Annotated in this window: 9 protein-coding genes; all 9 read left to right on the top strand. The window is 40.1% G+C overall.

Translation table 11 applies throughout. The annotated features are described in order from the left end of the window. Window positions 1–2,859: SusC/RagA family TonB-linked outer membrane protein (locus AB5542_RS11440; RefSeq protein WP_368243066.1), on the top strand; the 2,859-nt coding region annotated here is incomplete at its 5' end. A gap of 20 nt (window positions 2,860–2,879) precedes the next feature. Then, complete coding sequence (locus AB5542_RS11435) at window positions 2,880–4,304, top strand: SusD/RagB family nutrient-binding outer membrane lipoprotein (protein ID WP_087420888.1); 1,425 nt, start codon at window positions 2,880–2,882, stop codon at window positions 4,302–4,304. Between the two features lie 9 nt (window positions 4,305–4,313). Then, the gene (locus tag AB5542_RS11430) at window positions 4,314–4,847 is read left to right on the top strand and encodes a hypothetical protein (RefSeq protein WP_087420889.1); all 534 of its coding nucleotides are present in this window, start codon (window positions 4,314–4,316) and stop codon (window positions 4,845–4,847) included. Window positions 4,848–4,885: 38 nt separating this feature from the next. Further along, window positions 4,886–6,283: a calcineurin-like phosphoesterase C-terminal domain-containing protein gene (locus AB5542_RS11425; protein ID WP_368243065.1), complete on the top strand. Its 1,398-nt coding sequence runs from the start codon at window positions 4,886–4,888 to the stop codon at window positions 6,281–6,283. Between the two features lie 361 nt (window positions 6,284–6,644). Then, window positions 6,645–7,226 (top strand): RNA polymerase sigma-70 factor, encoded by a 582-nt coding sequence (locus AB5542_RS11420; RefSeq protein WP_279037606.1) that lies wholly within the window; start codon window positions 6,645–6,647, stop codon window positions 7,224–7,226. A gap of 129 nt (window positions 7,227–7,355) precedes the next feature. Next, entirely contained in the window at window positions 7,356–8,483 is a 1,128-nt protein-coding gene (locus AB5542_RS11415; protein WP_279037608.1) for a FecR family protein, read from the top strand. 158 nt (window positions 8,484–8,641) lie between these two features. After that, window positions 8,642–11,977, top strand: coding sequence for a SusC/RagA family TonB-linked outer membrane protein (locus AB5542_RS11410; protein WP_279037609.1), 3,336 nt, complete (start codon window positions 8,642–8,644; stop codon window positions 11,975–11,977). Window positions 11,978–11,993: 16 nt separating this feature from the next. Beyond that, window positions 11,994–13,475 carry a RagB/SusD family nutrient uptake outer membrane protein gene (locus AB5542_RS11405; protein ID WP_158572037.1) on the top strand — a complete coding sequence of 494 codons (1,482 nt, stop codon included), beginning with the start codon at window positions 11,994–11,996 and terminating at the stop codon, window positions 13,473–13,475. Next, window positions 13,472–14,227: a DUF4843 domain-containing protein gene (locus AB5542_RS11400; protein ID WP_279037612.1), complete on the top strand. Its 756-nt coding sequence runs from the start codon at window positions 13,472–13,474 to the stop codon at window positions 14,225–14,227. The genes AB5542_RS11405 and AB5542_RS11400 overlap by 4 nt, the downstream gene beginning before the upstream one ends. Window positions 14,228–14,229 lie beyond the last annotated feature (2 nt).

Below are 14,229 nucleotides of genomic sequence, written 5' to 3'. Positions count from 1 at the left end.
AATGAAGTCATGCGTGCGGTTTCTTCTAACTGGTCACAAGGTTTGGTTGGAAAGGTGGCCGGGCTTAGTATTAATTCTTCGGGAGGACCATTAGGATCTACGAGAATAGCATTGCGCGGGGATGTTTCGTTGAATCAAGGGGGAAACAATGCATTGATTGTCGTGGACGGGGTTCCCATGAGTGCCCCCATGATTAACACGGGAAATGCGCAAAGTGCATCCGGAGAAGCCTCAATAGATTTTGGAAATGGTTTTTCAGACTTGAATCCGGAGGATATTGAGAGTATCCAGATTTTGAAAGGAGCCAGTGCAACCGCTTTATATGGTTCCCGTGCAGCTAATGGGGTGATAATGGTTACCACCAAAAATGGAAATGAACAGGAAAAAAGATTAGGAGTTACTTTCACGTCAAACACGAGTGTTGAAAATGTGTTAATGTGGCCGGATTATCAATATGAATTCGGACAAGGACAACCAAGTAATATAGGGCCAGAAGGTAGCGTTTACGAGGGACAACAATACTATTCCTACGGGGATTTCCCAGATGGTTCAATCAGTGGAACAAGCGGGACAAGTAGCGCTTACGGGCCGAGATTTGAAAATCAGTTGTTTTATCAGTATGATAAGGGAAAACAAGACCGAGGAGATAATGCAACTCCGTGGAGAGCTTATAAAGATAACCGCAAGGACCTATTCCGTTTGGGGTATACGACCACGAATTCTCTCGCCGTTTCGGGGAAAAATGATAGGGGATCACTGAGGGCATCTTTAACATATATGAAAAATAACTGGATTCTTCCTAACACGGGATTTGAACGTGTTACGGCAACAATCTCCGGTATGCAAAAGGTTTCCAGGTTGTTGAGCGTTAATTACCGGACCAGTTATACGTGGCGGCAGAGTGATAATCTTCCGGCATTAGGTTATAGTAGTAATTCGATCTCTTATTTTTTGATTTTTCAGAATCCCAATGTTAATTTGGATTGGTATCGCCCGATGTGGAAAAAGGGAGAGGAAAATGTTACTCAATTACAACCTTTCAGCAAGCTTATCGGGAATCCATACGTGACTTTGTACGAGTCGTTGAACCCGACGGAAAAGCATGCGACTATATCCATGATTTCAGCTAATTTGAAACTTAGTAATCATTTTGATTTTATGGTTCGTTCGGCTTTGCAGATGGAGATAGATATGCGTGAACAGCACCGTCCGATGAGTGATGTGATTTATCCCAAAGGGTATTTTAAAAAGCAAAATATATTCAATTATGAATTGAATAGTGATATTTTATTGACGTATCACAATAGTTTCCTTGATGGAGTTACGCTGAATGCTGCTGTGGGAGGTAACATGATGACCTCTAAATTGGATATGTTATCTAATGCTGCCAACGGGTTAATCACCCCTGGTGTTTATAAACTTGCGAATGCGATTTCAGCCATTGAATTTAATCAGAAGATTCTTAATAAAAGGGTGAATAGTGTTTATTTCACGGCTAATCTTGCTTATAAAAATAAGTTATTCTTGGATATTAGTGGACGGAACGATTGGTCTTCGACTTTACCGGAAAGGAATAATTCTTTTTTCTATTCTTCTGTTTCGGCAAGTGTTTTATTTAATGAATGGTTTAATATGCCTCGGGAAATTAACTTGTTGAAGTTAAGAGCTTCATGGGCACAGGTCGGAAATGATACTGATCCTTATAAAACTTCTCGGTATTACGAGACGACTAATTTTGCCGGTTCTGTAAAACTCCCGACGACTTTGTTTAATGCTGATTTTAAACCTGAGATTTCAACCAATTATGAGGTTGGAATGGATATAAGGACATTTGGAAACCGTTTGAATGTAGACTTCGCGTATTATTACAACCGGACAAAGAATCAGATTTTGGATGCCCCTATGGACCCGACAACCGGTTATTCCAAAGCGACAATAAATTCGGGAACCGTGCAGAATATGGGATTCGAAGTGGCATTAAATTTTATTCCTGTGATTACAAATGATTTCAGATGGACGAGTAGGGTCAACTGGTCGAAGAATAAAAATAAGATCTTGTCTTTATCAAAAAGTGCAGATGAAAACCAGTTGATCAGTAAGATCGGAGGAGCTTCTATTATCGGGAGAGTTGGCGGAACGATTGGTGATATTTGGGGATATAAATTGAAAAGGACGACGGATGGACAGGTGATTGTCGATGCTTCCGGACTTCCTGTAACAACGGATGAGATTGAGTATGTAGGTTGTGCTTATCCCGGTTGGAAGGCTGGTTGGTACAACGAGTTCAAGTATAAAAATTTCACTCTTGGTATATTACTTGACGGACAACATGGAGGAAAAATATATTCAACAACAAATGCAAAATTAGGTATTCAAGGGAAAAGTAAAGCTACTTTGAACGGGCGTTTACCTGGCACACCTCTTTATATTTCCGGTGATGATTCCCGTTTAGCTCAAGCTGGTTTGCTACCGATGGGTGGAACGTATATCATTGCCCCGGGCGTGGTCGCAAATTCGGATGGATCTTATACCCCGAACACGAAACCTGTTACGGCACAAGTGTATTATGGCGAGTATTATAAAGTGGAGAACGTGGAAACGAACTTGTTTGATGCTTCATTTTTAAAAATTCGGGAAGTTCGTTTGGAATATGTTTTTACGAAAAGACAACTGCGAAAAACGCCGTTAAGTTCAGCATCGATCGCTTTGTACGGGAGAAATCTTTTCTGTTTTACGGATTACCCGGTATTCGATCCGGAAACTGGGGCTCTGAATGGTGGAAATATCGTGCCTGGTGTTGAGGCTGGTTCTTTACCCACGACCCGTTCAATGGGTGTAAGTTTAAATGTGAGTTTTTAATCTGACAAAATAATACGTACATGAAAAAAAGTATTCGGAATATTTTATTGGGAGGAATTTTTATAGGAGGACTGTTTTCAGCATGTACTCCATTCGAGAAGTTGAACACGGACCCGACTCGACTTAATGAAGCTAATCCTGGTTCGTTTCTCGATCCGATCTTGTATAATGTATCTTCTTTTAGCTGGAAACGTTTTAATAACTATACTTACGAGTTGATGGGAAACATTATTTCTTATCGTAATACGAATGATATAGGCTGGTGGTATGTTTCTGATAGTGAAGGTGACGGTAGCTGGAGTACTTATTATCAATGGTTGGCAAATGCGAAAGCTATGGAAAAAGAGGCTGAAAAACTTGGAGAGGTCAATTATCAGGCTGTGTCTAAAGTATTACAAAGTTATATGTTTGATGTGTTAGTTTCTGCTTTCGGGGATGTACCGATGGAGGAGGCATGTCGCGGAGACGAGCAATTATATTATCCGGTTTTCGATAAACAACTGGCCATATATAAAAATATATTACAAGAATTGGAAACGGCTAATATTTTGTTTGATGTATCTGGTAGTCTGAAGTATAATACTTCGGGAGATATGCTTTACAAGACGGTCGACGGCGAGGGGATTCTCAAATGGAAAAAGTTTTGTAATTCGTTGCGCTTGCGTGTTCTTCTGAAAATGTTGAATGTTGCGGAATATGATGCTAGAAGTGAAATACAAAAAATGATCAATACCCCTGAAATGTATCCTGTATTTGAGTCTAATAGCGATGCGGCATTAGTTGAGATTTCCGGGGTTTATCCCCAGGAGGCTCCTCTTAATAGGGCTAATGATTTTACTTCTTATCGGGCTTGTTCGGAATTTCTTGTTAACACGTTGAAATCATGGAATGATCCGAGACTTCCTTTGTTCGTGTCTAAACAGAAGGATGACTACATCGGGTGGCCTGCGGGTTTTGCTATACAACCGGCAGGAAAGGCTTCGACTCCCAATAAGGCACTGGCCGTTGCCCCGATGAAATTACCATTAATGTCTTATGCAGAGTTGGAATTGATTAAGGCCGAATTGGCCCAGAAAGGCATCGTAACATTAGATGAACGGATAGCTTATGAAAACGGGGTAAGAGCTTCTATCGAACAGTGGGGAGGTGAAATTCCGGAAGGGTATTTTAATAATCCGGTAGCAGGCTATGACGGGACTTTGGAAAGAATTATGCTGCAAAAATATTTCGCCTTGTATTTTTGTGATTATCAGCAATGGTTTGAATATAATCGAACGGGTTTACCCGCAATTCCTAAGGGGGACGGTATTCCCAAAGATCAGGAAATTCCCCGTCGTTTTAAATATCCGTCTGTTTTACAGAGAACAAATATGAAAAATTATCAGGCTGCGAAAGAGTCTATGGGAGGCGATGATTTGACGATAAAACTTATTTGGCAACAATAAAAATAGAATATGAATACAAGAGTGATTATTATTTGTGTTTTAGGATTGTTATATCCTTATTGTGGTTTTGGGCAGGCGTTAAATGCGATTTCAGGAAAGGAATCCCTTGTACATACCGGGGCTGGTTCTGAGAAAACTGAAAAAGAAAAATACGTGTATCATGTATATGAAACGACGAGTAAGGTAGCATTTGAAATACCTCATTATTTGGGAGAGCCTTGTACGGAAAAGTGGAGTAGATTTCAAGCTAATTACACTCGTACATACGATCAGAATGTCGGTTTTTCCAGCACAACAGTAGAATTTGCCAAGCCAGCTATTTATCATGCTGTTAATAAGATAAATAAATATATCGTGAAAGCAGTCAAGAAAAAAAATGTAACGAGAGAGGAAGCCATTCGTTTACTGAGTCACGTGCTGGACTGTGCGAACACGCTTTTATATGAAGACGATACAACTCAATTGGAGAAAAGTCTGGCTTCAACAAAAGAACCGGAACTGTTAATTAAAATATTCAAGCAAATCAAGCTTGTTAAAGCGTAATAAGTGATAGATTGTTATATAACGTAATAAGTTTTAGAATGATGAAAACATTGAAATTATTATTGTTCTCTTGGATCAGTATGTTTAGTTTTTGTGCTGTTGGTCAGACGGAAGTAAACATAAAGGGTAAAGTGATGGATTTACAACATCGTCCTATTCCGGGGGTTATTGTAAATAATGGTATAAATTTTACGATTACCGATCAAAAAGGGGCATATCATTTGCTTACCGATACTGCTAAATGCCGTTATGTCAGGATTACCGTGCCTTCTAATTGTCATGTACCGGTTAACGAGCTTAATTTGATAGAATTTTACAAGCCAATTGAAAAGCAAAATTTGTCTACTTCGTATGATTTTATTTTGAAAAAAAGGGAACAGGCTACGGGGAAATTCACGTATCTGGTTTTTTCTGATCCCCAACCTAAAGATGATTTTCATTTTGTTCGTTTTTTCACGGAGACAGTACCCGACGTGAAAAAATTTTTGAGTACAATAAAAGGAGAGGTTTATGGTTTTGTCGAGGGGGATATCGTGAGTGATGCATTACATTTATACCCGTTGTATACCAGTGCCGTTGCGTCATGGAATATTCCGATGATGCATGTTATAGGGAATCATGATTTTGATAAACGGTATGCAGAGGCTGGCCGGACTCTTGATAAAACGAAAGGTTATGGCGAACAAACGTACGAGGCTTTCTTTGGACCGACTGATTATTCTTTGAATATCGGGAATATTCATGTTATTTGTATGAAAGATATTGAGTATTTAGGGGATAAAAAGTATTATACACAATTGACGGCAGAACAGTTGGAATGGCTGAAGAAAGATTTGAGTTACGTGAAAACCGGAACGACTGTATTTTTAAACGTACATGCTCCTATATTTAATATTGCAAATTCCAAGCAAGTATTGGATGTCCTCAAAGATTATAATGTACATATTTTCTCCGGCCATACGCATTTTCATAAAAATGAGATTCTGGCGGAAAATATTTACGAGCATAATGTGGGGGCAGTATGTGGATTCCACTGGCAGGGAAATGCGAGTCGATGTGGAACCCCGAATGGATTTATGAGTGTTGAGGTTGACGGGAATAATGTCCAATGGCATTTTAAATCAACCGGGCATGATTTAGATTATCAATTTAAGGTGTACAGGCCTGGTGAGTTCGATTCTCAACCTGAATATGTCGTTGCCAATGTTTGGGATTGGGATAATTCCTATAAAGTGAGATGGTATGAAGACGGTGTTTTAAAGGGAGATATGGAACAATTTTCGGATATAGATCAGGATTTTCTGGATTCTGGTAGAGTGAAGGTTTATAGAACTGATCATTTATTCCGGGTCAAACCTTCGGTTACGGCAAAAAAGATTAAAGTTGAAGTTATCAACAGATTCGGGGAAACTTATGTGAAAATGGTTAATTTGTAGCTTGAGTTTAGTTGAATTTTGAAAAGGTCGTGCTTTATTTTGGGGAAAGCACGACCTTTTGTTTTTCGACAATCTGGAGAATGTTTTTGCCATCTGAAACGATTCATTATGAAAATCTTTTGATATTGGAGAAGAAGTTGACAGATCGCCTTTTCAATATGCTCTTGAAGTTCTGATTTTGTATAATGTACCTAGGTGAACAACTTGGTAATTTTGTAGGATCTGTTCTTGGAGTTTGTTACGTGTGTCTAGTTGTGCCAAATAATTATTCTAGTGGATATCGTATATTCGTGATATTATTTTGGATTATTTTTTCCATCTGATTGTTCGAGAATCCGGATTTTTATATAAGTTTGTCTCCATGAGTGGTGAGAATTGTATCATGGAAGAAGTTTTCGCTAAAATAAAGAATGGAGACCAAGGGGCATTTGAACAAGTGTTTAGAATGTTCTATATGCCATTGTGCGATTATGCAGTCATGATTCTTGGTGATCAGGCGGAGGCAGAAGACGTGGTGCAGGATCTTTTCACGTATCTCTGGAGAAGTCGGCAGGAGGTTCAGGTGCAGGAGTCCGTGAAATCTTATCTTTTTACTTCGGTACGTTTCCGGGCTTTAAATGTGTTGAAACATAAAATGATAGAGCGAAAACATGGGGCGTCATTGATGGCGTTTATTGAAGATCTACAAAATTCCGGTTACTCGGAAGAGGAGATGCAACGTGTGGAGCAAATAAAAGAGGTTCTGCAAACTTTACCTGCGCAATGTCGGACGGTATTCACAATGAGTTGTTTAGACGGGAAAAAATACAAGGAGATTGCGGATGAATTGGGAATATCGGTGAATACCGTGAAGTCTCACGTGATGAAAGCGTATCGGGATATTCGAGCTAGGGTAGGTGGGGAACATTCTCCCGTGTTGCTTTTTATAGCTTTGCAAGGATAAGGATTGATGAGAGATATTACTCTTGATAATCAGATTGTTTTTTTTATGTGTGATATTTTTTTGAAAAAAGTTCATTTTTAACTCACCTTCTTTTGAAGGATGATTGTCGTATAGGAAAATAGATACGAAATGAACGATTTTCTGGAAAATAATTGGGAGCGTTTGACTTCTCTGTGGCGAAGGCCGGAGGAAGGAGAGCTATCTCAGGAGGAAAAAAAGATATTGCAACAACAATTCGAGATCCGGCAGGCCATGCACGGATTGGAGTCCCATCGTTATGACGTGGATAACGCTTGGCGGAAAATACAACCGAAAAGGGGTAGAAAATGGATGTTGTCGGTTTGTAAATATGCAGCCATGTTTGTATTGGGTGTTTCTTTGGTTTATGTCGTTACCCGTCCGGAGCCGGAGGAAAAAATTGTACGTGCTGAAGTGATAAAACCCGGTAGGTTACAGGCGGAATTGCGTTTGGGAACGGGAGTACGGTTAGCGTTAAACGAGCATCAAGGAGTTTATTCCTCGGAAAATGCGGGCGTGGAGATTGTGAATGACACGGTGGCGGGGAAAGTTTCCTATCATGTAAATAAGACAGGAATGGAAGATTCTTTGGTTTTTAATACCTTGATTGTTCCGAAAGGTGGGGAGTATTCTTTAGAATTACCAGATGGAACGGTGGTTTGGGTTAATTCTGAATCTTCTTTACGTTTTCCGGAGAAATTTACTTCCAACCGACGAGAGGTATTTTTGGAAGGAGAGGCTTATTTCGAGGTGAAAAAAGATGCGAACAGACCTTTCTATGTACACACGGAGGCTGGAAAAGTTCGGGTATTAGGGACAGCTTTCAACGTGTGTGCGTATTCGAATGATCGTTTTTGGCAGACTACTTTGGTTGAAGGTTCCGTGATGATTAATCAAGAGGAAAAAGAAGTTTTACTGAAACCGAACGAGCAATACCAGATTGATGTAAGAACCGGAAAAGCTGGACTGAGAGAAGTTTTGCCGGAATTGTACACGTCTTGGCGAGATGGGAAATTCTATTTTAAAGCATACACGTTTGAAGAATTGGTCGAGAAATTAGAGCGGTGGTATGATTTTAAAATGTTTTACATGAACGAGGAGATTAAAACTCGACGTTTTTCGGGAGTGGTCAACAAGTACCAACCTTTAGAAGAAATGTTTAAATTCCTTCAGATGACTTCAGATGTACAATTTAACGTGAAAGGAAATGTGGTAACGGCAAGTTTGAAAAATAGATAAACATATACGAGATCAAAAGAACGAGAGATTGCGGCTCCCGTTCTTATCTTAACCCGTATGGATTAATAAATATTTAATGTAACTACAAATTTATGGAAAAAAATGAGGATGTAGGTTTATTTTACTGGAAAAGTAGAATAAAAAAAATGTTATTGCTTATGAAGCTGATTTGTTTTTGGATTCTAGTCGGGTTGATGCAAGTGCATGCAACCGCTTATGGTCAGGCCGAGAGTGTGGCTTTCGAGAAGAAGAGTCTGACGATTGATCAAGTGTTTAGTACGATAACCACGCAGTTGAAATACGACATTTTCTACAGCGATGATGAGATTGACGTGGCTAAGGTGGTTCGGCTCCCAAATTTAACAGTGAATGTGGAAGACGTTTTACGTTTGGTTCTTGGGGAACATTTTACCTATCAATTTGTCGGTAAGACTATCGTGATAGCTCCAAAAACTGAAATCCCACAGAATCAAAAGGGACTTCAACTTAGAGGTTTTGTATCAGACACGAAAAAACAACCTATGCCGGGCGTGACGGTTAAGTTAGTTGGAACTTCTATCGGGACAGCAACTAACATGGACGGATGGTTTCAATTGCCGGATATTCCTGCGAATGCGGGAACTTTAGAGTTTTCTTTTGTTGGTTATAAATCACAAAAAGTAGATTTTACAGCCAACACGAGAGATACTTTACGGATTGTGATGGAAGAAGATGTTACAGAAGTTGATGAGGTCGTGGTTACCGGTATGTTTACGCGCAAAGCGAATAGTTTTACCGGTGCAGCCCAATCGTTTTCTCGGGAGGAAATTCGTCGGGTAGGAAATACGAATGTATTGCAGAGTATCAAGAATCTTGATCCTTCCTTTCGTATCGCTGAAAGTCTTGCGAACGGTTCGAATCCGAATCAGCAATACGAGATCACGATGCGTGGGCAGTCCGGTTTCCCGGATTTGAAAGGAGAATATTCATCGAATCCTAATAATCCGTTATTTATTGTTGACGGTTTTGAGCAATCGCTAACTTATGTGATGGATATGGATATGAATCGTGTGGCTAGCGTGACACTTTTGAAAGATGCCGCGGCCAAGGCCATATACGGATCGAAAGCTGCCAATGGGGTGGTAGTTATTGAAACGTTACAGCCGGAAAAGGGAAAATTGAGAGTGAGTTACACGGGCACAATGAACGTTCAACTTCCTGATTTGACCAGTTATGATCTTTGTAATGCAGCAGAAAAATTGGAAGTAGAATTCAATGCAGGGAAATATACCTATTTCAGGGATAACGGTTCGTCTATATGGGGAAATCCGGTTGAACAATATTCATGGGATCAGGTCTATAACGGACTGATGAAAGAGGTGATTGCCGGGGTTAATACTGATTGGAAGTCGATACCGTTACGAAATGGTATTGGGCAGAAACATGCTATCTACCTTGAAGGAGGGGATGATTTTTTCCGGTATGGTCTGGATGTTTCATATAATAATGTGGTTGGTGTGATGAAAGGTTCTAATCGGAACACGTTTTCTGGAGGTGTGACACTTTCATACCGGTATAATAATATCATGCTAAAGAATAGTTTTTCAGTAACCTATAATAAGGGAGAGAATTCTCCGTATGGTTCATTTAGTGAATATACCTCGATGAATCCTTATTATCGTTGTTGGGATGATGATGGTAACGTTATAAAAATACTTGGAGAACGTCTTGGTACATATCAAAATACGAATGTTTATAATCCTGTATGGAACGCCACGATCAACACGAAGGACTTTTCCGAATACACGCAGTTTGTAAATAATTTCTACGTGGAATGGACGCCTGCACGAGGATTTAAATTTACCGGACGGGTGAGTTTGAACAAGAGCGATACGGGTAGTGAAATATTTCATCCTGCATCACACACGGATTTTATCGGTTGGGAAGAGGATGAAGAAAAGATTTATCGACGCGGCAGCTATATCTATGGTGACGGAAAATCTTTTGCGGTGTCTGCAGACGTGCTGGCAAACTATTCCGTGCAGCTAGGTGAAAGACACATGATTTTTGCTAACGTGGGATGGAGTTTGAATAATTCTACATCGGAGTCGGTGACCTTTAAAGCAGAAGGATTTTCTAATGATAAACTTGATAATTTAGCTTTTGCACGACAGTATTATAAAGATGGACGTCCCTCTGCTTCCGAATCTACTACTCGTGATATTGGTTTTGTCGGTGCTGCGAACTACTCTTACGATAATCGGTATCTTTTTGATGCGTCGTTTCGTTTGTCCGGTTCATCTCAATTCGGTAGTGATAATCGTTGGGGTACATTCTGGTCGTTAGGCTTAGGATGGAATCTGCATCAAGAAAAATTCTTTCATTCATTGACGGATTCAGGTATCCTTTCACAGTTGAAACTTCGTGGTTCTTTGGGATACACGGGTTCACAAAATTTCAATTCGTACCAGTCGATTGCAACTTATTCCTACTACACGTCCAGTGCTTACAACGGTAATATCGGAGCTGTATTGGCTGGGATGCCCAATTCTCGTTTGAAGTGGCAAAGAAAATATGATCGGAATTTCGGGGTTGATTTTGGTGTGTTTAACGGGAGGTTACAGGGGCGTTTTGATTACTATTCGACAGTTACAGACGATTTATTAACCGATGTAACGATTCCTTCTTCTACTGGATTTACTTCATATAAAGAGAATTTGGGAAAAGTGGAGAATATTGGTTATGAAATCAGTCTTAAATACCGGGTTTGGCAGGAGCAGTCGAAGGATGCTTTCCTGAATATATTTGTGGCCGCATCACATAATAAAAATACGATCAAACAGATTTCTAACTTTTTGCAGACGTATAACGATACCCAAACGTCCTCTGTTTCCAATAAACCGATTACTCGTTATGAGGAAGGGCAGTCTATGTCAGCGATTTGGGCGGTGAAATCAATGGGGATCGATCCTGCGTGTGGAGATGAACTTTTTATTACATCGGAAGGAACACGCACGTATGAATGGGATTCCGATAATCTTCAGATTTGTGGGGATACAGAACCGACACTTCAAGGGAACCTTGGATTTAATTTTGATTACAAGGGAATTAGTTTGAATGTGACTGCCCGTTATCAGTTCGGAGGACAAGTGTATAACCAGACATTGGTTGATAAGGTAGAAAATGCGAACTTGGAAAACAACGTTGATCGTCGAATTTTTTCCGATCGTTGGGTAAAAAAGGGAGACGTGAGTTTGTATAAAAATATAAAGAATGAAGAGACAACTCAAGCAACTTCCCGCTTTGTCGAGGATGATGATCAGTTTGTGATTTCATCTCTTAATCTTTCTTACGAGTTGACGAGAATTGAGGCGATTAAACGTATCGGGATGGAACGTCTTAGACTTTCGTTTGATATGACTGATTTCGGACGAATGCAGTCCGTGAAAATAGAACGAGGAACTTCCTATCCGTTTGCACGTACGTTCTCGTTTTCGCTTCAGGTAATGTTTTAATTAAAACCGCATGACAATGAAAACAATAAAAATTATTCTTTCTTTTATCATCATCTCGCTTTTCTCTATTTCATGCGATGATTGGCTTGATGTGAAACCTAAAACTCAGGTTGAGTCGTCGGAGTTACTGAAAGATGAAGCCGGTTATAAAGATGCTCTTTGGGGTGTTTACACGTTGATGGTACAGAAATCAATGTACGGGTTAAACATGACGGTGTCATTGGATGCCATGGCAAAAATTTATTCCCGTGTCGGGACGTCGGCTACTCAATATCCTCTCAGTACGTATAGTTATACGAGTACGAAGGCCAAATCATTGATTAACGATGTTTGGCAAAAGACTTACACGACAATAGCTAACGTGAATAATATCATCGGTAATATTCGAGAGGCAGATCCGGCCATGTTTTCAAGAGACAATTATAACGTTATTTATGGTGAGGCTTTGGGTTTGAGGGCATTTCTTCATTTTGATTTACTGAGGCTTTTTGCTCCCGCGTATGCAGATGATCCGGAGGCCCAAGGGATTCCTTACGTGGATCGTTTTGATTATAATATCACGGAGGTACAGACTGTTAGCAAGACTATAGATCTTATACTGAAAGATTTGGAAGATGCTGCAGCTCTTTTAAAAGTGGCGGATCCGCTTTGTACCGGACGAGCGATCACGACTTCCGATGATAATGGTTATTTGCTTGATCGTACGTTTAGATTTAATTATTATGCCGTGGTGGCGACGATGGCGAGGGTGTATATGTGGAAGGGGGATAAGGTTAATGCAGCATTAAAAGCAAAAGAGGTTATTTCGGATAGTGATTGTAAGTGGACTTCGATTGATGATATTGCGATAGCCGAGGAAAAGCGGGATCATACATTTACTCCGGAACATATTTTCAGATTGAGGGTTGAGGAGATGGAAAAGAATATTGAATACGTATTTTCGATTACAATGGCATGGGCTACCGGGTATTCATTTTCAGTGATGGATCGGGATGCGGCAATAATCTACCCGCATGCGACAGATTGGCGCGGTTGGAATACCCGTTACGGTTGGAGTGAGGATTTGGGACTGAGTTCTTCCTCTATTTATCGTTTGCCGAATAAGTTTTGGCAATATGAGGATATGCCTGCCGAGTTCAAAAATTTGATGCCGATCATCCGGTTCCCGGAAATGAAACTGATTGTGGCCGAATGTAATCCTACCACTGAAGGTGCTGAGATTATTAATGAGATACGTTCTCACCGGGGAATTACGGAAGAATTTTCAGCAACTTCAACTGAAACACAGGTGTTGGATGAGATTTTAAACGAGTATCGACGGGAGTTTTATGGCGAAGGACTCATGTGGTATTATTATAAAAGGCTGAATAAGAAAAGTATTCCTTATTTAAGTTATGGATATTCGTATTCGATGGCCATGGATCAGGCTAAATATGTATGGCCCATGCCGGAAGAAGAAATTGAGTTTGGAAATAGAAATAAAGAAAATGAGTTATGAAAATATTTAAATATGTAATTCTTGGTGCGATATTGATGGCTCTGTTCGCTTGCGAGAATGAGAAAAATACTTTCAGCGATAATCCGTCAATTTACATCGGAGGTGATAAAGAACAGAATGCAACGGCAGACTCCGTTATCTTCTCGTTCAAAAAATATGATGATGCGATACAATCTTATGATTTGAATCTGATGGTTTATGTAACCGGGGTGGTTTCTGATAGAGCGCGTACTTTTGCTTTAGAAGTGTTGGAGGACGGAACGAATGTTTCTTCCAACGATTACACGTTGGGAGATATGGAGATTCCGGCCGGAGCTTATTATGCGACGTTACCCGTTACTGTGAAACGTAAGGTGGAGGGAATAGATCTTGCAGAACAGGTCGCTTCGTTGACCGTTCGGGTAAAGGCAAATGAAAACTTTGAGGAAGGACCGGAGGAATATGCTGTTTATAAATTTGTTTGGTGTGATTATTTGATTCAGCCGGCTTGGTGGCAGGCCGGTTTTACGAATGTTGCGGGGCCTTTCACTCAAGCTCGTTATAAATTTATTCTGGATTATTACGGTGATGTGGATTTGTTCGAGCTGGGAATGATCGATCCGAATACAGGTTATTCGGATGATGGTAACAAATTATATGCTTTCATCGCTGAATTGATCGATTTATTGAACGAGTACAATGCGACTCATGACGAGCCTTATATGAATGATAATGGGGACCCGTTGGAAATCGGTTCCGGATTAGCGAATTAATC

The sequence above is a fragment of the Butyricimonas sp. RTP31003st1_G1_RTP31003_210430 genome (assembly GCF_040920905.1).
GTDB classification, from domain to species: Bacteria; Bacteroidota; Bacteroidia; order Bacteroidales; family Marinifilaceae; genus Butyricimonas; species Butyricimonas paravirosa.
The sequence above is the reverse complement of the archived record's forward strand: the minus strand, read 5'-3'. Positions and strand labels throughout refer to the sequence as shown.